21 protein-coding genes, 1 tRNA gene, 2 pseudogenes and 25 other annotated features are annotated in these 22,084 nt (G+C 46.8%); of the genes and pseudogenes, 9 read left to right on the forward strand and 15 right to left on the reverse strand.

The window, feature by feature from the left end; genetic code table 11:
* Positions 1–71: 71 nt before the first annotated feature.
* Positions 72–77, forward strand: a ribosome-binding site (putative RBS for pepT; RegulonDB:STMS1H001484).
* Together pepT and STM1228 are read left to right on the forward strand one after the other, a co-directional pair.
* The gene (pepT, locus tag STM1227) for an aminotripeptidase (RefSeq protein NP_460197.1) occupies positions 72–1,313 on the forward strand. Within the gene, positions 84–1,313 belong to an annotated coding region; the region does not span the whole gene. It overlaps the preceding feature by 6 nt.
* Positions 1,313–1,318, forward strand: a ribosome-binding site (putative RBS for STM1228; RegulonDB:STMS1H001485). Its footprint overlaps the gene before it by 1 nt.
* The gene (locus STM1228) for a putative periplasmic protein (RefSeq protein ID NP_460198.1) occupies positions 1,313–2,651 on the forward strand. Within the gene, positions 1,317–2,651 belong to an annotated coding region; the region does not span the whole gene. (Overlaps the previous feature by 6 nt.) The genes pepT and STM1228 overlap by 1 nt, the downstream gene beginning before the upstream one ends.
* A gap of 39 nt (positions 2,652–2,690) precedes the next feature.
* Here the strand turns inward: STM1228 and ycfD are convergent.
* The 9 genes from ycfD to ymfC form a co-directional block, all read right to left on the reverse strand.
* The gene (ycfD, locus tag STM1229) for a putative cytoplasmic protein (protein ID NP_460199.1) occupies positions 2,691–3,825 on the reverse strand. Within the gene, positions 2,691–3,812 belong to an annotated coding region; the region does not span the whole gene.
* Positions 3,820–3,825 (reverse strand) — a ribosome-binding site (putative RBS for ycfD; RegulonDB:STMS1H001486). It overlaps the preceding gene by 6 nt.
* A gap of 67 nt (positions 3,826–3,892) precedes the next feature.
* On the reverse strand, positions 3,893–5,356 hold the full coding sequence (gene phoQ, locus STM1230) for a sensory kinase protein in two-component regulatory system with PhoP (RefSeq protein ID NP_460200.1): 1,464 nt from the start codon (positions 5,354–5,356) through the stop codon (positions 3,893–3,895).
* Positions 5,356–6,042, reverse strand: a protein-coding gene (phoP, locus tag STM1231) for a response regulator in two-component regulatory system with PhoQ (RefSeq protein ID NP_460201.1). Within the gene, positions 5,356–6,030 belong to an annotated coding region; the region does not span the whole gene. Before phoP ends, phoQ begins: the two co-directional genes overlap by 1 nt.
* Positions 6,037–6,042 (reverse strand) — a ribosome-binding site (putative RBS for phoP; RegulonDB:STMS1H001487). (Overlaps the previous gene by 6 nt.)
* A gap of 111 nt (positions 6,043–6,153) precedes the next feature.
* Positions 6,154–7,539 (reverse strand): adenylosuccinate lyase gene (gene purB, locus STM1232; protein ID NP_460202.1). Within the gene, positions 6,154–7,524 belong to an annotated coding region; the region does not span the whole gene.
* Positions 7,528–8,227 (reverse strand): unknown membrane associated protein gene (gene ycfC, locus STM1233; protein ID NP_460203.1). Within the gene, positions 7,528–8,175 belong to an annotated coding region; the region does not span the whole gene. The genes purB and ycfC overlap by 12 nt, the downstream gene beginning before the upstream one ends.
* Positions 7,534–7,539: a ribosome-binding site (putative RBS for purB; RegulonDB:STMS1H001488), on the reverse strand. Its footprint overlaps the gene before it by 6 nt.
* Positions 8,179–8,184: a ribosome-binding site (putative RBS for ycfC; RegulonDB:STMS1H001489), on the reverse strand.
* Positions 8,201–8,209 (reverse strand) — a -10 signal (putative -10_signal for ycfC; RegulonDB:STMLTH004479).
* Positions 8,219–8,227, reverse strand: a -35 signal (putative -35_signal for ycfC; RegulonDB:STMLTH004479).
* A 28-nt stretch (positions 8,228–8,255) precedes the next feature.
* Positions 8,256–9,416 (reverse strand): tRNA (5-methylaminomethyl-2-thiouridylate)-methyltransferase gene (gene trmU / locus STM1234; RefSeq protein ID NP_460204.3). Within the gene, positions 8,256–9,407 belong to an annotated coding region; the region does not span the whole gene.
* Positions 9,411–9,416 (reverse strand) — a ribosome-binding site (putative RBS for trmU; RegulonDB:STMS1H001490). Its footprint overlaps the gene before it by 6 nt.
* Positions 9,416–9,887 (reverse strand): putative MutT-like protein gene (gene ymfB, locus STM1235; RefSeq protein NP_460205.1). Within the gene, positions 9,416–9,877 belong to an annotated coding region; the region does not span the whole gene. Before ymfB ends, trmU begins: the two co-directional genes overlap by 1 nt.
* Positions 9,882–9,887 (reverse strand) — a ribosome-binding site (putative RBS for ymfB; RegulonDB:STMS1H001491). Its footprint overlaps the gene before it by 6 nt.
* Before the next feature lies 1 nt (position 9,888).
* The gene (locus tag STM1236) for a putative periplasmic protein (protein NP_460206.1) occupies positions 9,889–10,226 on the reverse strand. Within the gene, positions 9,889–10,218 belong to an annotated coding region; the region does not span the whole gene.
* Complete coding sequence (gene ymfC, locus STM1237) at positions 10,215–10,880, reverse strand: putative ribosomal large subunit pseudouridine synthase (RefSeq protein NP_460207.1); 666 nt, start codon at positions 10,878–10,880, stop codon at positions 10,215–10,217. The genes STM1236 and ymfC overlap by 12 nt, the downstream gene beginning before the upstream one ends.
* Positions 10,221–10,226, reverse strand: a ribosome-binding site (putative RBS for STM1236; RegulonDB:STMS1H001492). It overlaps the preceding gene by 6 nt.
* Positions 10,807–10,821, forward strand: a protein binding site (putative binding site for FruR, RegulonDB: STMS1H000184). Its footprint lies within the gene ymfC.
* Before the next feature lie 15 nt (positions 10,881–10,895).
* Positions 10,896–10,904, forward strand: a -35 signal (putative -35_signal for icdA; RegulonDB:STMLTH004480).
* Here ymfC and icdA point away from each other — a divergent pair.
* Together icdA and STM1239 are read left to right on the forward strand one after the other, a co-directional pair.
* The gene (icdA, locus tag STM1238) for an isocitrate dehydrogenase in e14 prophage (RefSeq protein NP_460208.1) occupies positions 10,896–12,302 on the forward strand. Within the gene, positions 11,052–12,302 belong to an annotated coding region; the region does not span the whole gene. (Overlaps the previous feature by 9 nt.)
* Positions 10,915–10,977 (forward strand) — a protein binding site (putative binding site for ArcA, RegulonDB: STMS1H000016). It overlaps the preceding gene by 63 nt.
* Positions 10,923–10,931: a -10 signal (putative -10_signal for icdA; RegulonDB:STMLTH004480), on the forward strand. It overlaps the preceding feature by 9 nt.
* Positions 11,040–11,045 (forward strand) — a ribosome-binding site (putative RBS for icdA; RegulonDB:STMS1H001493).
* Before the next feature lie 439 nt (positions 12,303–12,741).
* Positions 12,742–12,747 (forward strand) — a ribosome-binding site (putative RBS for STM1239; RegulonDB:STMS1H001494).
* The gene (locus tag STM1239; protein ID NP_460209.1) for a putative cytoplasmic protein occupies positions 12,742–13,874 on the forward strand. Within the gene, positions 12,750–13,874 belong to an annotated coding region; the region does not span the whole gene. Its footprint overlaps the feature before it by 6 nt.
* A gap of 981 nt (positions 13,875–14,855) precedes the next feature.
* Here the strand turns inward: STM1239 and envF are convergent.
* From envF to pagD, 5 genes are all read right to left on the reverse strand, one after another.
* Positions 14,856–15,649, reverse strand: a protein-coding gene (gene envF / locus STM1240) for a putative envelope lipoprotein (protein ID NP_460210.1). Within the gene, positions 14,856–15,644 belong to an annotated coding region; the region does not span the whole gene.
* Positions 15,644–15,649: a ribosome-binding site (putative RBS for envF; RegulonDB:STMS1H001495), on the reverse strand. (Overlaps the previous gene by 6 nt.)
* Before the next feature lie 483 nt (positions 15,650–16,132).
* Positions 16,133–16,379, reverse strand: a protein-coding gene (msgA, locus tag STM1241; protein NP_460211.1) for a macrophage survival gene; reduced mouse virulence. Within the gene, positions 16,133–16,372 belong to an annotated coding region; the region does not span the whole gene.
* Positions 16,374–16,379: a ribosome-binding site (putative RBS for msgA; RegulonDB:STMS1H001496), on the reverse strand. It overlaps the preceding gene by 6 nt.
* A gap of 183 nt (positions 16,380–16,562) precedes the next feature.
* Positions 16,563–17,088 (reverse strand): putative envelope protein gene (envE, locus tag STM1242; protein NP_460212.1). Within the gene, positions 16,563–17,084 belong to an annotated coding region; the region does not span the whole gene.
* Positions 17,083–17,088: a ribosome-binding site (putative RBS for envE; RegulonDB:STMS1H001497), on the reverse strand. It overlaps the preceding gene by 6 nt.
* 410 nt (positions 17,089–17,498) lie before the next feature.
* The gene (locus STM1243) for a homology with cold shock proteins (protein NP_460213.1) occupies positions 17,499–17,722 on the reverse strand. Within the gene, positions 17,499–17,711 belong to an annotated coding region; the region does not span the whole gene.
* Positions 17,717–17,722: a ribosome-binding site (putative RBS for STM1243; RegulonDB:STMS1H001498), on the reverse strand. Its footprint overlaps the gene before it by 6 nt.
* Positions 17,723–17,842: 120 nt before the next feature.
* The gene (pagD, locus tag STM1244; RefSeq protein NP_460214.1) for a PhoP regulated occupies positions 17,843–18,114 on the reverse strand. Within the gene, positions 17,843–18,106 belong to an annotated coding region; the region does not span the whole gene.
* Positions 18,109–18,114 (reverse strand) — a ribosome-binding site (putative RBS for pagD; RegulonDB:STMS1H001499). (Overlaps the previous gene by 6 nt.)
* Positions 18,115–18,154: 40 nt before the next feature.
* On the opposite strand from pagD, the pseudogene STM1245 reads away from it, so the two are divergent.
* From STM1245 to STM1248, 4 genes and pseudogenes are all read left to right on the forward strand, one after another.
* Positions 18,155–18,332, forward strand: a pseudogene (locus tag STM1245) (pseudogene; in-frame stop following codon 4).
* 578 nt (positions 18,333–18,910) lie between these two features.
* Positions 18,911–18,916, forward strand: a ribosome-binding site (putative RBS for pagC; RegulonDB:STMS1H001500).
* The gene (pagC, locus tag STM1246) for a reduced macrophage survival protein (protein NP_460215.1) occupies positions 18,911–19,475 on the forward strand. Within the gene, positions 18,918–19,475 belong to an annotated coding region; the region does not span the whole gene. Its footprint overlaps the feature before it by 6 nt.
* A 400-nt stretch (positions 19,476–19,875) precedes the next feature.
* Positions 19,876–19,949, forward strand: a tRNA-OTHER gene (locus STM1247).
* A gap of 259 nt (positions 19,950–20,208) precedes the next feature.
* Positions 20,209–20,384 (forward strand): annotated as a pseudogene (locus STM1248) (pseudogene; frameshift).
* A gap of 327 nt (positions 20,385–20,711) precedes the next feature.
* Here STM1248 and STM1249 read toward each other — a convergent pair.
* Positions 20,712–21,062, reverse strand: a protein-coding gene (locus tag STM1249) for a putative periplasmic protein (RefSeq protein NP_460216.1). Within the gene, positions 20,712–21,056 belong to an annotated coding region; the region does not span the whole gene.
* Positions 21,057–21,062, reverse strand: a ribosome-binding site (putative RBS for STM1249; RegulonDB:STMS1H001502). Its footprint overlaps the gene before it by 6 nt.
* Before the next feature lie 691 nt (positions 21,063–21,753).
* Positions 21,754–21,759, forward strand: a ribosome-binding site (putative RBS for STM1250; RegulonDB:STMS1H001503).
* Here STM1249 and STM1250 point away from each other — a divergent pair.
* The gene (locus STM1250; RefSeq protein ID NP_460217.1) for a putative cytoplasmic protein occupies positions 21,754–22,031 on the forward strand. Within the gene, positions 21,759–22,031 belong to an annotated coding region; the region does not span the whole gene. It overlaps the preceding feature by 6 nt.
* Positions 22,032–22,084: the final 53 nt, after the last annotated feature.

A 22,084-nucleotide genomic window follows, 5' to 3' on the forward strand; every position in this document is an offset into this window, starting at 1 on the left:
TTGCAGGGATAAAAGTGACCTGACGCAATATTTGTCTTTTCTTGCTTATTAATAATGTTGTCACGAAAAGTGAGGGTGACTGCATGGATAAACTACTTGAGCGTTTTTTACACTACGTATCGCTGGATACCCAATCAAAGTCGGGTGTTCGGCAGGTTCCCAGCACTGAGGGGCAGTGGAAGTTACTACGTTTGCTCAAACAGCAGCTCGAAGAGATGGGGCTGGTTAACATTACATTAAGTGAAAAAGGGACGTTGATGGCGACGCTCCCGGCCAATGTTGAGGGGGATATTCCCGCCATTGGTTTTATCTCCCATGTGGATACCTCTCCGGATTTCAGCGGTAAAAACGTTAACCCGCAGATTGTCGAGAATTATCGCGGCGGCGATATAGCATTAGGGATTGGCGATGAGGTGTTGTCACCCGTGATGTTCCCGGTACTGCATCAATTACTGGGACAGACGCTGATTACTACCGATGGTAAGACATTGCTGGGCGCGGACGATAAAGCCGGCGTTGCGGAGATCATGACCGCGCTGGCGGTGCTGAAAGGTAATCCTATTCCCCACGGCGACATTAAAGTGGCGTTTACGCCTGACGAAGAGGTAGGGAAAGGCGCGAAGCACTTCGATGTTGAGGCCTTTGGCGCGCAGTGGGCATATACGGTCGACGGCGGCGGCGTGGGAGAACTGGAGTTTGAAAACTTCAATGCCGCCTCGGTGAATATCAAAATCGTCGGCAATAACGTGCATCCCGGTACGGCAAAAGGCGTGATGGTCAATGCGCTGTCGTTGGCGGCGAGGATTCACGCGGAAGTGCCGGCGGATGAAGCGCCTGAAACCACCGAAGGTTACGAAGGGTTTTATCATCTGGCCAGCATGAAAGGCACCGTTGACCGGGCCGAAATGCACTACATCATTCGCGATTTCGACCGTAAGCAGTTTGAAGCGCGTAAACGCAAAATGATGGAGATTGCCAAAAAAGTCGGTAAGGGGCTGCATCCGGACTGCTATATCGAACTGGTGATTGAAGACAGTTATTACAATATGCGCGAAAAAGTAGTTGAACATCCGCATATTCTCGATATCGCCCAGCAGGCCATGCGCGACTGTCATATTACGCCGGAGATGAAACCGATTCGCGGCGGTACAGACGGGGCGCAACTGTCGTTTATGGGTCTGCCATGTCCTAATCTCTTTACCGGCGGATATAACTATCATGGTAAACATGAGTTTGTGACGCTGGAGGGGATGGAAAAAGCGGTACAGGTGATTGTGCGTATCGCGGAGCTGACGGCTAAGCGCGGGCAGTAGCGAATGTTACGCATTGTGGTGAAGCGTTTTATTATTTATGGCGGGATATTTTCCGCCATAAATTTTTCTGCCTGGAGCGCCGAATATACGCCTTCCTGGTCCCAGCGCCAGCAACAATCTGCAGCATGTTTTATGACTGGCGATGAAACCTGCATGACGTTTATTGATGATGCGGTGAGGCTGGCCTCGCAGCAATATGGCAAACGCTCAATACAGCTTGTTCGTAGCCTGCTATTACAAAGCGATATTTATCAATGGCTGGGTAAACCGGAGTTAACGCCGCAAATGCTGCTGCGAGCGCGGGCAATAATGAAAACATTTCCGGCGGACACTTATCCGGGCGATCGGGCCGATATGTTTGAACACCTGGCGGCCTTTAATGTTTACAGTGACGATCGTTATATAGAGTATTCACCGACAGAGCAGTGGCGATACGAGATCAAGGTTGATTACCGTCAGCAGATAGCCTGGCAAGAGCAGGCATTAACGTGGCGTCTTAAAGACAAAAAGGCATCGACGGAAGCATTGGTTTATACCTTAAACAGGATGCGCGACGCTTATTCTGATGCGCTGGAAGAGCGGGATGTCGAATGTGATAGTGCGCGTAAAGCCTATTATTTGGCGAAGATAGACGCAACGGAGCGGCAGTGGCTGAGCGTTATTTTACGAGATAAAACCTGGGATAATCGTGAGCGCGTCGCCTCTTTTTTGCAGCAGAAAGCGGATATTGCTTATAATGCAGGGCATATTAGCGAGGCGATTAATGCGCTAAGTCAGGCGCTAAAAATTGAGCAAACGCTTTATGGCGCCGAATTCGGCGAAATGACGGTTGACAGCAATAATCTTGCTGGCTTTTATGCACAGGGCCATCATTATAAGGAAGCGAAAGATCTCTACCTTAAACTTATCGCGTATTACCAGAGCCGTTTAACGCCAATGGCGACGGTAATATCACGATTACGCTTTTATTTGCCCGAAAACATCGACCTGGACAGTACCTCCCTCTATCTCCCATTGCTGGCAGAATATAAACGTCGGCAGTCCGACGTATCAATGGTGTTGTATGGTATTTCGCTGCTTTATCAGAGTAATCAAGAACTTGAACAAGCAAAAGACTTTGCGGAACGCGCCTTTACGCTTGATGCCGTAGCTTATCCAGCAAAGATGCAGTATGAACGATTACAGCAACTGGCTAATATTGCCGAAGGTCTTGGAGATAACGTACTGGCGCGGCGCTATCGGCAAATGTCATTTCGCCATCGAATGGCCCACTCGATTTATCCGGGCGATCCGCAATATAACGATGTCGCCAAACCTGGCGGCGATCGTTGTGGATAGTTTGCGTCAGCCCGGCGGTCGCCGGGCATTGCGATGTTCTTATCCTTCGAAGAACCAGTACCCGCTATTCACCAGCGCCGCCAGCATCGCGAGGAAGGACGGGTCTTCCAGCGCATCGCCGAAGTTTTCAGCGGTCAGTGCAATATGACTGGCGAGCGCCTCCAGAGCGGGGCGATGCGGAGAGTCTATTTTTTCGCCATTCGCATAGACCTCATCGCCGATACGCAATACGCGAAGCCCGCCGAGACGTACTAATACCTCGCCTTGCTTTAAGGCATCGTAAATTTCATCAGGCTGATACGGCGGCTCCGGCGGCGCAATATCCAGTTCGTGGCGTGACTGAGAGAGAAACTCGCCAAGCCACTGTTGGAAATGCGCGGGTTGATTGATCAAATCGAGCATCATATTACGCAGTTTATCCATCTCCTGCGGCAGGATATCCGCCGGATGCTTGCGGGACGGCATATCCGGATCGCTGTAGTATGTATTGCCCAACTCCCGTTGCAGGACGTAATCGGCAAAACCGCTGATCAGCTCACGGCTATTGGGCGCGCGAAAACCGACCGAATAGTTCATGGCGTTTTCCAGCGCATAGCCTTCATGCGGGAATCCTGGCGGAATATACAGAATGTCGCCCGGCTCCAGCTCTTCATCAATAATGGCCTCGAACGGTTCGACTTGTAACAGGTCGGGATGTGGGCAGTGCTGACGCATTTGCAGCTTTTCGCCCACGCGCCAGCGACGGCGACCGGTTCCCTGGATAATAAACACATCATACTGATCCAGATGCGGGCCAACGCCGCCGCCGGGAACGGAAAAGGAGATCATCAGATCGTCGATACGCCAGTCCGGCAGAGCGCGGAACGGGCGCATCAACGCGGCGGTGGGTTCGTGCCAGTGGTTTACCGCCTGTACCAGCAGCGACCAGTTGCTCTCACCCAGATGATCGTAGCTTTCGAAAGGACCATGGCTGACCTGCCATTTGCCATCCTGATGGCTAACGAGTCGGCTGTCGATTTCGCTTTCCATCGCCAGCCCCGCCAGCTCATCCGGCGAGAGCGGATCGATAAAGTTGCTAAACCCACGTTTTAAGACCACCGGGCGTTTTTGCCAGTGGCGTTCAAGAAAGTCGGGCCAGTTAAGAGTTAATTGGTATTCCATGTTAAGTATCCGCAGGCTGGTATCTGACACCGATTATAACGGATGCTTAACGAGATGCGTGGAAGAACGCACAGAAATGTTTATTCCTCTTTCTGTGTGGGATGCTGTCGGCCAAAAACGACCTCCATACGGGCGCCACCGAGCAGACTGTCGCTGGCAATGATCTGCCCGGCGTATTGTTCCGTAATCTCGCGCGCGACAGCCAGCCCCACGCCTTGTCCTGGTCGTAGGGTATCGGCGCGCTGACCGCGATCAAACACCAGGGAACGTTTGCTGTGGGGAATGCCTGGGCCGTCATCTTCGACGAAAATATGCAAATGATCGTCGGTCTGGCGAGCCGAAATCTCGACAAACTCCAGACAATATTTACAAGCGTTGTCCAGTACGTTGCCCATCACTTCGACAAAGTCGTTTTGCTCGCCGACAAAACTGATTTCTGGTGAAATATCCATACTGATATTCACCCCTTTACGCTGATAAACTTTATTTAGCGCAGAAATCAGGTTATCTAACAACGGCGCGACGGGATGCAGTTCGCGGCTTAACAACACGCCGCTACCGCGCATACTGGCGCGATGCAGATAATAGCCGATCTGCTGGGAAATCCGGCTGATCTGTTCCAGCATCACCGGTTCAGCTTTGCTGACGCTCATCTTTTCGTTGCGTAAAGAGCGTAACGTACTCTGCAAAACCGCGAGCGGCGTTTTTAAACTGTGCGTCAGGTCGGTCAGGGTCGTGCGGTATTTGTTATAACGTTCACGCTCGCTTTTGAGCAGTTGATTAAGGTTGCGCACAAGGCTGGTCAGCTCACGCGTCGTCTCCGGATTGAGCATTTCGCGGTGATGATCTTCAAGCTCGCGGACTTCCCGCGCCAGCGCCTCGATAGGGCGTAAGCTCCACCAGGCGGCGATCCACAGTAAAGGAATGACTAACAGTAAATTGGCGGCCAGCACGTATACGAACCAGCTCCACACCATATAGGAGCGTTTTAGTTCTATCGGAATGGTATCGACCACCACGATGGTTAACTGCGGCATCCGCGCCGTGGCAGGATAAATATTTACCGCTACCGAGTGGGTCATCTCGGCATCATCGTCATCTTCACGTACTTCTTTGAGTTTTTCCTGCGCGGAATGGTCTTCGCTCAACAGCGTGCTGGTGGCGTCTACGTTGGTTTCAATTTCATGGAAGCCGTTCGTTTTTAACCATTCCGGTTGAATGCTTTTAATCAGCCAGGGAATGTTGCGCTGCGTCCATAATAATTTGCCCGTTTCATCGTAAATCAGCGTCATGGTCGGGCTTTGCATGTCCAGATTTTCAGGCAGCTCAACGCTGATTTTATTATTTTCCCATTTGGCGAGGGTATAAAACAGGTTGCTTTCGCCGCGCAGCAAACGAAAGGTGGTTTTATCAAAACTTACGCTATAGCCGACCAGCGCCACTATGCCATATGCCAAAGAAAGCACCAGCACGACGCCGGCTGTCGCCAGCAAAAAACGAACCCGCAGCGACAGCGGCAGAAAATGGCGAGCAAATTTATTCATTAGCGCAATTCAAAAAGATATCCTTGTCCGCGTACGGTGGTAATGACATCGTGCGGATACTGGGCCTGTATTTTTTTCCGCAGACGCCCCATGAGAACATCAATGGTATGACTTTCCCGCAGTTCCGCATCCGGATACAGCTGAAGCATCAGCGAATCTTTGCTGACCACTTTACCGTTGTTACGGATAAGCGTTTCCATAATGGTGTATTCGAACGCCGTGAGTTTGATGACCTCTTCATTGACGGATAATTCCCGGCGTGAGAGATCCACCTGGAACGGCGGGATGTTGATCACCTGGGAGGCCAGACCGCTATTACGGCGCATTAACGCCTGCATACGCGCCATTACCTCTTCGATGTGGAATGGCTTCGTCACGTAGTCATCGGCCCCGGAGCTGAGAACCTCGACTTTATCCTGCCAGCCTTCGCGCGCGGTTAACACCAGAACCGGCAGTGAAACATCACTGCTGCGCCAGCGGCGTATTAAGGAAAGGCCGTCTTCATCCGGCAGACCTAAATCGACAATAGCGATATCCGGAAGGTGTTCATTAAGGTAGTAATCAGCTTCCCTGGCATCTTCTGCGGCATCGACCTGGTGACCTGAATCCTGGAGCTGAACCTTCAGGTGGTGGCGTAATAATGCATTATCCTCTACAACCAGTACGCGCATCATCTCTTCTCCCTTGTGTTAACAATAAGAACAGTCTAGCGTTGATTATGGTGCTTTGGGGATAAACAGTTAATAAACCAGACAAATAGTCACCCTCTTTCTGAAGAAAAGAGGGTGAGGCAGGCATTATTTAAGTTCGTCGACCAGAGTCACAGCGCGACCGATATAATTTGCCGGCGTCATGGCTTTAAGGCGCGTTTTTTCTGCTTCCGGCAGGGCCAGACTATCAATAAACTGTTTCATTCCTTCGGCATCAACACGCTTGCCACGGGTCAACTCTTTCAGTTTTTCATATGGTTTTTCAATACCATAGCGGCGCATGACGGTCTGGATCGGTTCGGCTAATACTTCCCAGTTGTGATCCAGTTCGTCAAGCAGATGATCGCGGTTTACTTCCAGCTTGCTGACGCCCTTCAGGGTGGACTGATAAGCGATAAGCGCATAGCCGATGCCGACACCCAGGTTACGCAGGACGGTTGAGTCGGTCAGATCGCGCTGCCAGCGGGAAACCGGCAGTTTGTTTGCCAGATGGTGCAACACTGCGTTAGACAGACCGAGGTTGCCTTCTGAGTTTTCAAAGTCAATGGGGTTAACTTTATGCGGCATGGTAGAAGAACCGATCTCCCCGGCGATGGTTTTCTGTTTGAAATGGTTCAACGCAATATAGCCCCAGACATCGCGATCGAAATCGATCAGGATGGTGTTAAAGCGCGCGATACAGTCAAACAGTTCCGCAATATAATCATGTGGTTCAATCTGGGTGGTGTAAGGGTTCCACTGGATGCCCAGCGAGGTGACGAACTCTTCGCTGAACTGATGCCAGTCAACTTCCGGATAGGCGGCGATATGCGCGTTATAGTTGCCTACGGCGCCGTTGATTTTACCGAGGATCTCCACCTGGTTGAGCTGGCGGAACTGACGCTCCATCCGATACGCCACGTTCGCCATCTCTTTACCCAGAGTGGAAGGTGTTGCCGGCTGGCCGTGGGTGCGGGAGAGTAGAGGAATATCGCGATACTGCGTGGCGAGATCTTTAACCGCGTTAATCACCTGACGCCAGTAAGGCAGGATCACTTCATCGCGCGCGGTTTTGAGCATTAACGCGTGCGACAGGTTGTTAATGTCCTCAGAAGTGCAGGCAAAGTGGATAAATTCGGAAACGTCATGTAGCGCCGGGATCGCGGCGACTTTTTCTTTCAGGAAATACTCAACTGCCTTCACATCATGGTTAGTCGTACGCTCAATGGTTTTAATGCGCGCGGCATCTTCTTCATTGAAGTTTGCCACAAGCGTATCCAGGTAACCGTTTGCGTCGGCAGCAAAAGCAGGAACTTCCTTGATCGCTGCGTGCGCGGCTAATTTCTGCAGCCAACGTACTTCGACTTGTACACGAAATTTCAGCAAACCGTATTCGCTAAAAATTCCGCGCAGCGCGCTGACTTTATCGCCGTAGCGTCCATCGACAGGGGAAACGGCGGTCAGTGAGGATAATTCCATAGATCATAACTCCGGGGTTAAATGAGCAAGAATTTGTTTTGCCTGAGTCGTCAGGCGATGACGAGAAAACATAAGCTGTAGGCGACCACCGCCTACCTGATGCCAGAGCACGGCTGCACGGATGCCTGCCAGTAGCGAGGCGCGGACTTTGGCCTGCACCTGCGGACTTTGCAGAACGGCCGGGGAGCCCGTCACCTGAATGCGCGGGCCCAATGGGCTAATCACATCCACGTAGATGCCCGCCATGGCGCTCATTAACGTGTCTGACTGTAAATCAAAATGATCAAGCTGGCGCTGCAGGCCGTTAATGCGATCGCCTAACGTATTCAATGCGCCTTTGGCGGATGACAGCTTGCGCTCCAGCACCATCAGGCTAAGCGTATAACGCGTCAGTTCGGCGTTAAGTCCTTGTCGGCTGCTGGCATTCAGCACGCCGAGCAGTGTTTCCAGACCAAGACGCAGGTTGGCTTCGCTGCCGCCGAACACGCCCAGAGTAGAACTGGGATTCATATCAATGACACTGTTGAGTGAAACGTGCAACGCGTCGGCATCACAGTGTCCCTGGTGCGCCAGTTGTTGCACCAGGCGTGCCGACTGGCAAATGCCAGACAGCGCGAGGGTGATGTCATAATAATTCTTTGCCACAATCACTGCTTCCTTGTATCAAATAAAATACACTTCATCTTTTAAGCCGCTTTGAGGCGACTTGAATGGTGTTGTGTATTGAATAATCAGACCGTCAGCGGCAGTCGCTGCTCGATAATGCCGCCGCCCAGGCAGACTTCGCCGCTGTAAAAGACAGCGGACTGGCCCGGCGTAACGGCGGCAACCGGCTCGTCAAAAATGACCTCGATACGATCGTCATTCAGCGCGTTAATCGTGCACGGAATATCGGTCTGGCGGTAGCGGGTTTTTACCGTACAGCGCAGGGTGCCGGTGAACGGTTCGCGATCGACCCAATGTAGCTGCTGGGCGATGAGGCCTACCGACATCAGGCGTGGGTGCTCATGCCCCTGGGCGACAATTAACACATTGTTTTCAACGTCTTTATCCACCACATACCAGGGGTCTTCGCTACCGTCTTTGGTGCCGCCGATTCCCAGCCCTTTACGCTGACCGAGCGTATGATACATCAGACCCTGATGCTCGCCGATTTCATCGCCGTCAACGGTAATGATTTTCCCCGGCTGCGCAGGCAGATAGCGCCCTAAAAAGTCGCGGAATTTGCGCTCGCCGATAAAGCAGATACCGGTAGAATCTTTTTTCTTTGCGGTTACCAGCCCCAGATCTTCGGCGATTTTACGCACCTGCGGTTTTTCCAGCTCGCCAACCGGGAACAGACTTTGCGCAATCTGCTCATGGCCAAGCGTATAGAGGAAGTAGCTCTGATCTTTGTTACCGTCGAGCCCGCGCAACAACCGGCTTTTGCCGTTTACATCCGCGCGACGGACGTAGTGACCGGTGGCGATATAGTCGGCGCCTAAATCTTCTGCGGCAAATTCAAGGAAGGCTTTAAATTTGATCTCTTTATTGCACAGAATATCCGGATTCGGCGTACGGCCCGCTTTGTACTCTTCAAGGAACAGTTCAAAGACGTTATCCCAATATTCTGCGGCAAAATTAACGGTATGCAGTTCAATGCCAAGCTTGTCGCACACGGCCTGCGCGTCAGCCAGATCGGCTGCCGCGGTACAGTATTCCTCACCATCGTCCTCTTCCCAGTTCTTCATGAACAGGCCTTCTACCTGATAACCCTGTTGTTGCAACAGCCAGGCGGAAACGGAGGAATCGACACCGCCGGACATGCCGACGATCACTTTTTTTGGGCTTTCTGACATTGGAATACTCGCGACATTGAACTTCAAGGCGGCGTATTCTATCACGCAGCCCTTTACTTGACACCCTCTGTAAACGGCCAGTTAAATTCGCCCACTATAGATAAGGGGTAACGTTGTCCCGTTTGATAACTGCGAACGCTTTCAGCCACCAGCGGAGAACGTAAATTCGGCGCGTTCAGAATCTCGTCGGCGCTCACCCAACGGCAGCAATCGATGTCATTGTCATGGGGGTCGGTCGCGCAAATATGATCAAGCTTGATAGCGAATAAAAAGCGCAGGAACGGGGTTTTATCCGGCGCAATCCACTGATGCATACGGATAAAATACTGTGGTTGCGCCGTGATGCCAGTCTCTTCCCACAGTTCACGCGCGGCGGCCTGCGCCAGCGTTTCATCTGCCTCCAGGTGTCCGGCAGGTTGATTCCATAACGATTTACCGTTGATGGTCTCTTCTACCACCAGAAATTTATCTTCGGCATGTACGATGCAGGCAACGGTCACGTGCGGCTTGAACATAGGCATCCTTATTAAAGCGGTTTATCAATGTGGTCATAGATCACGTCAAGCTGTTTCAGACGCTCGTTATAAGCTTTTGTCAGGCAGGTGACGTCGGCCTTGCACTGCTGACGCTGTTTAAGCCAGCTCTGCTGGGCGTCCTGCAGGGCGCCGCGACTGCCCATCGCGAACAACCCTTTCAGAAACTGATATTTGGTGTGCATTTCCACGTCTTTATCATTCAGCGTCAGGTGCGCGCAGATAGCCTTTTCATCCGCAGCCTGCGCTTTCTGGCAGTCGAAGCTGGCCGCATTAACGGATAACGGTGTTAATAAAGCAAAAGCAATGAGAAGCCGTTTCATCTGTCTTTCTCCTGTGCGATCTCGCGCCACTGTCCATTATCGAGGCCGTTGAGCGTGTAGTCGCCCATGCTGTAACGAATTAATCGTAGAGTGGGATGACCGACATGCGCTGTCATGCGTCTTACCTGGCGGTTGCGGCCTTCATATAAGGTGACTTTTAGCCAACTGGTGGGAATATTCTTCCGTTCGCGAATCGGCGGGGTGCGCGGCCACAGCCAGTCAGGCTCCGCGACAATCTCAATACCGGCGGGCAGGGTAGGGCCATCGTTGAGCGTGACGCCAGTACGAAGCGCCTGCAGCGCTGCATTATCCGGTATACCTTCTACCTGAACATAGTAAATCTTGCCGGTGCGTTTGCCCGGTTGCGTGAGGCGCGCCTGCAGCGCGCCGTCATTAGTCAGCACCAAAAGCCCTTCGCTGTCGCGGTCCAGGCGGCCTGCGGCATAAACGCCTTGCACAGGAATAAAATCTTTTAACGTGCGGCGACCTGCTTCATCCGTGAACTGCGGCAACACATCGTAAGGTTTATTGAACAAAACCACGCGTTTTGGCTGGTTTTCTTTCCGTGATTTAGATGCTTGTCGTGAGCTGAATCGCTTAACGTAGTGATTTCTAAAAGAAGTTTTTTGCATGGTGTTTTCAGAACTTATTAATTGCCGCATTATAGCGCAATAATGAGTGTCTTTCATGGCGGCAAACAATAGGGTAGTATTGACATGCTCATTACAAAACATTAACAAAAAATTGCTCTAACGCAGTCGTGCAGCAGGACGCCATTGCACATGCAGCGCGATGACAGACGAGCAAACCAGAAGCGCTCGAAGGAGAGGTGAATGGAAAGCAAAGTAGTTGTTCCGGTGGAAGGTAAGAAGATCACCCTGCAAAACGGCAAACTCAACGTTCCTGAGAATCCGATTATCCCGTTTATTGAAGGCGATGGTATCGGTGTTGATGTCACTCCAGCCATGCTTAAAGTAGTCGATGCCGCCGTCGAGAAAGCCTATAAAGGCGAGCGTAAAATTTCCTGGATGGAAATTTACACCGGAGAAAAATCCACACAGGTTTACGGCCAGGATGTCTGGCTTCCCGCTGAAACCCTTGATTTAATTCGTGACTACCGCGTAGCGATTAAAGGTCCATTGACCACGCCGGTTGGCGGCGGTATCCGCTCTCTGAACGTTGCCCTGCGTCAGGAGCTTGACCTGTACGTTTGTCTGCGTCCCGTTCGTTACTATCAGGGCACGCCAAGTCCGGTGAAACATCCGGAGCTGACCGATATGGTCATCTTCCGTGAAAACTCTGAAGACATCTACGCCGGAATTGAATGGAAAGCTGACTCTGCAGACGCTGAGAAAGTGATCAAGTTCCTGCGCGAAGAGATGGGCGTGAAGAAAATTCGCTTCCCGGAGCACTGCGGTATCGGTATCAAACCGTGTTCTGAAGAAGGCACTAAACGTCTGGTTCGCGCGGCGATTGAATACGCTATTACCAACGATCGCGATTCCGTCACGCTGGTACATAAAGGCAATATCATGAAGTTCACCGAAGGCGCGTTTAAAGACTGGGGCTACCAGTTGGCGCGCGACGAGTTCGGCGGTGAGCTTATTGACGGCGGTCCGTGGCTGAAAATTAAGAACCCGAACACGGGTAAAGAGATCGTGGTTAAAGACGTTATCGCCGATGCGTTCCTGCAACAAATCCTGTTGCGTCCGGCGGAATACGACGTTATCGCCTGTATGAACCTGAACGGTGACTATATTTCCGATGCCCTGGCGGCTCAGGTTGGCGGTATCGGTATTGCACCGGGTGCGAATATCGGCGACGAATGCGCGTTGTTTGAAGCGACTCACGGGACTGCGCCGAAATATGCGGGCCAGGATAAAGTCAACCCAGGCTCCATTATTCTGTCTGCGGAGATGATGCTGCGCCACATGCAGTGGTTCGAAGCCGCAGACCTGATTGTTAAAGGTATGGAAGGCGCGATTGCCGCGAAGACCGTGACCTATGACTTTGAACGCCTGATGGAAGGCGCTAAGCTGCTGAAATGTAGTGAGTTTGGTGACGCGATTATCGCGAATATGTAATAACGATAATTGTTAAAAACAAAAACGGGGACTTAACGTCCCCGTTTTTATTATTAGTATTCGAACGGTTATCAAAACTTTATCAAAACTCCCTCAATTCAGACCGCAATAGTAGTTCATCCTTTACCCCGATCGTCATGATAACCTGAGACCCCCCTGAAAGCTGATAGTTACCGATTTTGATTGTAGTGGTTTTCTTAATAATGTGTGATTTGGCTATTTTTTGAAAGTGCCTTACCAGATTTATTGTTATTATCAGGAGAATTTTTTAATAAAAAGTGATGGTTTATTGACTACAATAGTGGGTAGGTTAAGTATTTTATAAAATTATTAGCATGCTTTATTTGCTCTTCTACAAGGCTGCTAAGAAGTGTTGAAATATCAGCCTGATAAAGAATACGTCAGCGAAAGTGAATGCTATATTAGTCATAAAAATTCAGGAGACATATGCTCAAACCTATCTGCCATAGTGGAAGTATAAAGGTTCCGGAATATCTGGAAACAGATAAGGAAAAAAATGCCGGACGTACTCCACTGTCTTCAGACATTCAGCAAGTTAGAAATGTTGTTGAAGATGTTCCGCTATTTCCAGAAAGCAGAACGGCGAGAGGTTCTGTAAGCGCAGCGTACAGGCTTTCTTTTGACGAAGTGTTTTGCGGTCTCAGCAATGAAGAGCGTAAAAAGGTGTATGGTCGCCTTTTTGGAAAACAAGTACTTGCGCATATTCATTCCAGGTGTCAGCGCGACGCTGACATAATAAGAGAAAAAGCGCTCAGGCGGATAAGCCGTGAGTGTGGTGCCGAAATAGATTGCGCTCTCTTACTAAATAAGATGGTGGATATTTTACAAAATGCCCGGCTGACAATAAATTTTAATGCAGCAAAAATTGACTTTGTCTCTCTCTTAAAAAATAAAGAATATCTGAACTCTTATGCATTAGGTTGCAGACCGGGAGATTTACCTGCTTATAATGTCGGGCGTGATTCAGTTGAAACTAAAGCATTTGAACTGGAGAAGCTTGCAGATTCACCTTATGCCCCATATGGTCAGACAGGCGGTTTTTCCGTAGCATATACTCCCAACAGTAGAACTTTTAGCACTACAAGCAGACCAATTTATGCTGCACTGGACTTTCTGAACGGTGAAAATGGAGGTGCCAGCGCCTATGGGAAATCATTTTTTGAATTAAATGATAATGTAAAAACAAACTGTACATTCTCACCTTTTGATATCTACGGCCACAGATTTGGCCTGGATACGAGTAAATTATCTACATTTTGGCATATGGAGAACCTGATTGCATCCTGTCAAAATGATTTTTTTGGTTATAATTGCTTTAAGAGTTTGGTTAAAATGGCTAAGGACGAAAAATTTTTAGCTCATTCTAATTATGGTAAAGGCTATGAAGGGAATTATATAGAGGCTCATATTCATGGTGATGTATGTTTATTCAGAGATATAAAACACGTTTATTTGTCTTTGCAAGAAAACTCTTACTCGAAAAGTCAACTATATGATTATGCAAAACAAATAAACCAGGCGCTTAATAGAGACTGCATAATATTATATTGACAAGCTTATTATCAGTCTCTTTAAAAGAGCTTTAAATGATCATGAGCGCATACTTCTTGAGGTAGGCAGTAACTGCTTTTATATTTATTATCTCAGGACCGTTCTGGCAGATACCTGTGTGGCACTTTAGTGTGGTCTGGCAAAATAGAGGAATATGGACCAGCAGAAGCGCCTGCTGGCTGCTTTTCACTTAAAATGCTGGACTTCACCGGTGCTTCAGATGAAGCGACCTTCACAGTCATCAAGTGGCCTGTATTACCACAGGAGTGATTTACTGGCTATCGATATTCCTGCTCATATCAATGACAGTATTTCGCTCTTTCCCGTACATTGCTCTCCCGACCAGCTCACGGTCCAGTACATGACAGTCCTTTTCCACTTCGCTACGCCTAATTTTTTTTAGTTGCTCTGTTTTATTGCGCTGAATTTGTACCTCAAAACAATAATTTTAAATACTTATTTGAATATTTTTTTTATGATTTTTTCAAGAAATGAGTAAAAAAAATGAAGAATGATATAAATAATTAATGCAATAAAAAATGATATCACACCAATTGATGGTCCTGTTTTGTATACGAATAACATGCATAAAAATATAGCAAATAGATCAAGGGAAATATCCGCGATGAAATCAGTAATTATTTTGAAAAAATTCTTCATATTACCTCTTTAAAATATCTATTTTATTCATCATTTTTAGGTCGGGCAGTGCTCGAAATTCTTACGTACAACGTATACGCTCCGGTTTCTGCGCGCTGCCCGGCTTCACACTGGCTCCAACAAGTACGCCCGCTGGAATAGATTCCTGGCGTCACATAACTTCACCTGGTTATCCACAAAAGACTCAATAAATAAACATCTTGAGTACGAAAAATTACAGTGTCAGAGAATGAAATAGCGATTCGCTGTCTTCAAGCAGTGCCTTAGTACCTGGCACGCGCTCTTTCGCGCTATAATTTTTATCAATGTTTGTATCGCCTGCTATTTTTTAAATGTCTGCTGTATTTCGTTCATCTTTCCAGCTGCTTTTTTACGCTGACTTTCAATGTCTTTTCTCGATTGTTCAACAAGTTGCTGTGCTTTTTCGGCTTCTTTTTTTGGGTCGAAAGGTTCTTTGATCTCATATCCGGCAATAGAACCATCCTTATTTAAGGTCATTACCGCACGTGCTGTATTTTTAGCAGTGATGGTAATGTCATAGACGAATTCGCCATTATGAGCTATCTCTGCTCGTACAACGATATCGCTATCTTCCGTAACGGAAATGATGCCACTGGCGTTAGCGCGTTTAATTGTTTCCTGAATACGCTCTGGTATAATGCTGAAATTGATCGAGTCGAATTTGAATAAAGCCTCTTTTAGTGCTTCTTGTTTTTGCTCCTCTGTTATAGTGCCAAAGATGGTTAAATTGACAGGCGAAGGTCCCCCCCAGTAGCCGTTGTTAAATTTAAACACCTCTACTTTAGCAGGGGTGTTAACGCTTTGTCGAATGAATGAATACCCGCCCTTGAAGAAACGGACTTCAATAATCGCAAGATTGGCTCCACCTTTTGCGTTGATATTGGCAATAGCTTTTTGCATTTCGGCTTTGTCGTAAAAGAACATTGATTGCTGGTGCTCTTTTTGCTGGATTTTTTGCATGTATTTCTCTTGATTTTTTTCAGCTTCCGCCATGGCATCTTTATCGTTATCACAGGCGCTAATTAGAGTTGCCGCGATGAAGGTAATCGGAAGTAAGAGATTTTTATATGTAACATGTATTTTATTCATGTGAAGTATTTCCCTTTTTATATAAAATAGATAGTCTTGACTGGTCGAGACTATCCTGGAAACATAGTAATAATGCGTGTGCATATCTGCAGTAAGTTTTAGTTATGCTGGTTTTATTTCGGATTTTTACCTGTTACTTTTTGTTCGTAAATAGGTATTTTACGTATTGATGATAAGTTTAGAACCTATCCCAGTAGGCGTAATCGTTAAAGCCAGTTTGGCGAATAAAAGAGTCTAATGGGATAGGCTCTTAATAAACAACAAAACCAAACGTACTTTCAGATTTCAGGCTGGAATGCGCACAGCTGATTGTTGATAAGGGCTACTCATACCGACAGGCCAGTGAAGCGATGAATGTCGGTTCCACATACCGGTCTGAGGTATCAACAACAACATGTTCTGAGTGGTAGCGTTTGCGTTATATCGTCACAGACAGCGCCTCAGGGCGCTGTTTTCGATCGGACATGTCGCTTTCGCAGGAGGGGACGTTATTCGGCGACCAGCCACATATCAGCCTCTTCAAACATCTCTTCCAGCATACGGTGCAGCCGTTCTTTCTCGGTTTTTGTACAGTCACTGTTTAATGCGTTCGCCTGCATTGGCTTAACTTTCACTTGCGCATCGGGAAAAAGTTGATGTACGCGTTTTGTGAGTTCATTGAGGATGATTTCGCGTGCGCCTGGCAAACCTTCAACATTTCGCTTGTCATAAACGAGTTCGACGAACATCGCCATTTCCTTTTTACTGGTTGGATGACCAGTATTTAAGCTGGGTATATAACTGGTGTCAAGGTTTAGCCGCCGTTTTGTCATCCTGACGTTGCGGACGTAAAGTAAATTGATCGCACGTGGAAGTAAAGGTCGCTAACCTGTTGTCGTGTCAAGAGGTTAGCGGCACTCTCTTCACAGCGGTGTCCTGCTACCTGATGGTAAATTCCAGGGCGCGACTAAAATCGCAATCGGCCAACACAACAGGGTCGCCTTTTCTGACAATAATGCTATTTGTGCCCAGGCATTTTCGGCTCTGTTTCCCCTTAATTTTGTTATCATCAGTGAGCCAGCGCTGGTTATCATTACCCGTGCATGAATAAAGAATGATTGGTGTGCCTTCTTTTGTACCTTGTCCTGCGGCATCCAGACATTTCTCACCCTGCGTGATTCTGTCTCGGTGAAATGAGAAAAGCTGAGATTGCACATGCTTACACTCCCGCAGCGTCAAACGATTCTGTTGATCTGGGCCTGCATCAAGGCACAGACCATCAGTTGTCCGAATTTGTTCCGCGTCATTTATGTAATAACCACCGGAATTAATCTGGTTTTGTGTAATGACCGGGAACGACAAATTAATACTATAAGGTGTGGGTAAGCCGTTCGTCGTACATCCACATAAAATAGAGGAGAGGCAGAGAACCAGTGTGGTTTTTCCTGAAAGCAAAGTCATTCAATTATTACCCTAAAAATAAATAGCGTTACAACTATATTGGCGATTTATACCCACTGAATATGACGTAGCATTGAGCGGCAATAGAGATAATTCCGATAGAATCACATAAATACTTCGGTTAAATGCGCGCAGCCAGCCACTCCTGTGACAATGGGTATATAGCGTTAAATACTTTTGCAATATTAGATGCTATCACAGTGAAAAACGGCTGTACATTTCTTCACGTTAAACAAAGTGAGAAGGGGGGGCACCCGATATATGATAAAAGAGGTCACAGGAGTCATTAGCAAAATAAATCTTTTAGATTTTCGCCACTGAAAACATTCTGCAGCCTTTCAGGCAAAGCCTCATAGCAGGCTGCGGAGGTAGACGTACTCGCTAAATTTTTCTGAAAAAATGCCGGGTGACGAATTATGAAAGATAAACGTTGGCGGCGGTAGGTCCGCGGAGGCCATTAATACGACAAAACTCAACGCGTATACCGGGGATAAGCGCTTCTGTTTCGTGTTGGCGACATGCTGAAATGTGGACCTGAACATCTTTGCGTCCATCGGAGGGGGTGATGAGACCTTTACCGCTCTTACAATCAAAGGTTTTGACAATTCCTGTCATTTTACGAGACAAACAAATTCCTTAATGGGGATAACGAGGCGCACTATACACGTCAGGAAAAATAATGCCAGCTATATTTGATGGCAATCAAGATTTCCGGGTGGCTAAAAGTAGTCGTTCGGCACCATTGTAGATAAATAACATTATGTTCTGGAGAAAGTATTCCCTTTCCTGGCGTCATTGACTGGTGCGGACATCATGGGTTTTGTCGTCGGGCAGGACGGTGAACTAATCTGCCTGGCTTGCTTTTTATCAGTATTTGTAGGTGGTTGCGGGGTTTTACTACCAAAATCGTAGATAAAAATATCCCATGATGCCTGTTGTAAACCAGAACAATGGCCTGAACTGGCCAAAACATGGAATGAAAAAATAAGTAATGACCAAAGCATAAAAGCATGATGTTTCATAGCACCTCCTGTTATATATAATGACTTGTGAAGTTCATCTCCTGAATTATGGAACGTCATTGACATTTTTTATTCAACGAAGAGTTAACCACTCTTAATAATAATGGGTTTTATAGCGAAATAGACTTTTTTATCGCGTGTTCAATATTTGCGTTAGTTATTATTTTTTTGGAATGTAAATTCTCTCTAAACACAGGTGATATTTATGTTGGAATTGTGGTGTTGATTCTATTCTTATAATATAACAAGAAATGTTGTAACTGATAGATATATTAAAAGATTAAATCGGAGCGGGAATAAAGCGTGCTAAGCATCATCGTGAATATGATTACAGCGCCTGCGATGGCATATAACCGTATTGCGGATGGAGCGTCACGTGAGGACTGTGAAGCACAATGCGATATGTTCTGATTATATGGCGAGTTTGCTTAATGACATGTTTTTAGCCGAACGGTGTCAAGTTTCTTAATGTGGTTGTGAGATTTTCTCTTTAAATATCAAAATGTTGCATGGGTGATTTGTTGTTCTATAGTGGCTAAACACTTTATGGTTTCTGTTAAATATATATGCGTGAGAAAAATTAGCATTCAAATCTATAAAAGTTAGATGACATTGTAGAACCGGTTACCTAAATGAGCGATAGAGTGCTTCGGTAGTAAAAATATCTTTCAGGAAGTAAACACATCAGGAGCGATAGCGGTGAATTATTCGTGGTTTTGTCGATTCGGCATAGTGGCGATAACTGAATGCCGGATCGGTACTGCAGGTGTTTAAACACACCGTAAATAATAAGTAGTATTAAGGAGTTGTTATGAAAAATATTATTTTATCCACTTTAGTTATTACTACAAGCGTTTTGGTTGTAAATGTTGCACAGGCCGATACTAACGCCTTTTCCGTGGGGTATGCACAAAGTAAAGTTCAGGATTTCAAAAATATCCGAGGGGTAAATGTGAAATACCGTTATGAGGATGACTCTCCGGTAAGTTTTATTTCCTCGCTAAGTTACTTATATGGAGACAGACAGGCTTCCGGGTCTGTTGAGCCTGAAGGTATTCATTACCATGACAAGTTTGAGGTGAAGTACGGTTCTTTAATGGTTGGGCCAGCCTATCGATTGTCTGACAATTTTTCGTTATACGCGCTGGCGGGTGTCGGCACGGTAAAGGCGACATTTAAAGAACATTCCACTCAGGATGGCGATTCTTTTTCTAACAAAATTTCCTCAAGGAAAACGGGATTTGCCTGGGGCGCGGGTGTACAGATGAATCCGCTGGAGAATATCGTCGTCGATGTTGGGTATGAAGGAAGCAACATCTCCTCTACAAAAATAAACGGCTTCAACGTCGGGGTTGGATACCGTTTCTGAAAAGCATAAGCTATGCGGAAGGTTCGCCTTCCGCACCGCCAGTCAATAAAACAGGGCTTCTTTACCAGTGACACGTACCTGCCTGTCTTTTCTCTCTTCGTCATACTCTCTTCGTCATAGTGACGCTGTACATAACATCTCACTAGCATAAGCACAGATAAAGGATTGTGGTAAGCAATCAAGGTTGCTCAGGTAGGTGATAAGCAGGAAGGAAAATCTGGTGTAAATAACGCCAGATCTCACAAGATTCACTCTGAAAAATTTTCCTGGAATTAATCACAATGTCATCAAGATTTTGTGACCGCCTTCGCATATTGTACCTGCCGCTGAACGACTACTGAAAAGTAGCAAGGTATGTATTTTATCCAGGAGAGCACCTTTTTTGCGCCTGGCAGAAGTCCCCAGCCGCCACTAGCTCAGCTGGATAGAGCATCAACCTCCTAAGTTGATGGTGCGAGGTTCGAGGCCTCGGTGGCGGTCCAATGTGGTTATCGTATAATGTTATTACCTCAGTGTCAGGCTGATGATGTGGGTTCGACTCCCACTGACCACTTCAGTTTTGAATAAGTATTGTCTCGCAACCCTGTTACAGAATAATTTCATTTATTACGTGACAAGATAGTCATTTATAAAAAATGCACAAAAATGTTATTGTCTTTTATTACTTGTGAGTTGTAGATTTTTCTTATGCGGTGAATCCCCCTTTGCGGCGGGGCGTCCAGTCAAATAGTTAATGTTCCTCGCGAACCATATTGACTGTGGTATGGTTCACCGGGAGGCACCCGGCACCGCAATTTTTTATAAAATGAAATTCACACCCTATGGTTCAGAGCGGTGTCTTTTTACATCAGGTGGGCAAGCATAATGCAGGTTAACTTGAAAGATACGATCAATAGCAGAAACCAGTGATTTCGTTTATGGCCTGGGGATTTAACCGCGCCAGAGCGTATGCAAGACCCTGGCGCGGTTGGCCGGTGATCGTTCAATAGTGCGAATATGAATGGTTACCAGCCGCTGCGAATTCTACCTGGGTCACTTAATAAAGCAAAACATTTAAACGCTCAACAACGACAATTCAGACAGTTCGAACTTTTCTTTAAAAATAGGATTAACCATGCTTAAAAGTGGTTACTAATTAGCCATTATACTACGGTAGTGATTCACATATTCTTTAACGTTACGTTACAGGAAGGTTGAAGTGGAAATGCCTGATGAGTCTTCAGGCATTTCTTAAGGTTAGTTAGCTAAGGAACAGTTACTGAGAACAGGTTTATCATCACCTTCCACCAGTTCAGCCGTTTTGCCTTTGGTATAAAGTTTATAAGTATAATTTTTGTCTATGGCTTCGTAATTTGCTCCGGAGGCCATTTTCATTAACCGCATCGGGATCATCTCGTTTACCTGACTGATAATCGCATAGGCGTTTCCAGCCTCGGTGTTGACGTAAATCACCTCCATAACCTGGTTATCATTACAGGTGTATATAGATTTAGAAATCTCCTGCGAAGCTGCTATAGAGGTGGTACTGGCGCTAAGCGCAGCGAGAAAGAGGGTAAATGGGATCAATTTACGTTTCATCATTAGTATCCTTTGTGCATAAAATTGTCGTTAATTCCCTGAAGAACGGGAGATAAAGCGGCATCAATACGATGAATGCTGTAGTATTCCTGTTTACTGACGAAAAGTGCGCCAGAAAAGCGTATTATAATTTATCCATCACTGACATATGTGATGAGTAGACAAATCTTAAAATCATAAACTATAGGCTGCAAATCATTATGGTGCGATAGAAAATGATTGTCACCACTGCTCAATACTATGGCATAAAAACCGAAGAAAACGGTACTGTTCACTGTCTCGTTTCATACGGTATCTGTCAGTGAAACTATTTCTTCAAATGATGGTCTTTTTATTATCGATCAGATAATGGCATCAACAGGGGTTATTCAGGAGTATATGTGAAAAAGTGGCTTATAGGAGGGATATTGATCGCAAGTTTTCTGACCGGTTGTCTGATGTGGCACAACATTGATAAATGGTTTAATAAAGATATCGAATTTTTCTACGTCGGAGACGATAGCTAAAATTCCAGTCAGTTGGCAACGGGTGTCATATCTTCAGGTATGGCGCCCGGAGCCGCCGGGCGCAAATTGTAGGTGTATAAAAGTCATTTCATTAAAATTTTAGCGACAACATGGACAGTCACTACCGCGTGCTAACGGCCCTCTGAAGTCACAAGATGAATAAGCCAGTTTTTTGTTTCAGCGGTGACTGAAACATATTTTGTTCCTGGTGGTCTTACCGCCAGTTGCTGAAAAAGACAACGATAATGTAACTGTTGCAGAGACTGACGAATACGACGACCGTGAATTTTATTTTTGGCGACCATATTTCCTCCCAAAAGGCCGCCCGAAGGCGGCGCTGGGTTTGATAATGGAGAAGGGCGTTGGTCACTGCCATAACCAACCTGTATACATTAATGCAATTGATAATCATTATCAATTTGGCTGGTGGAGAAAAATTGTAAAGATGAAGGGACAGCGGAAATGGCAATGAACGGGATGAGACTTTCGTTAACCACTTAAATTCGTGACTAAAAAAAGGCTTTT

The organism is Salmonella enterica subsp. enterica serovar Typhimurium str. LT2 (assembly GCF_000006945.2).
In the GTDB taxonomy this organism is placed as follows: Bacteria; Pseudomonadota; Gammaproteobacteria; order Enterobacterales; family Enterobacteriaceae; genus Salmonella; species Salmonella enterica.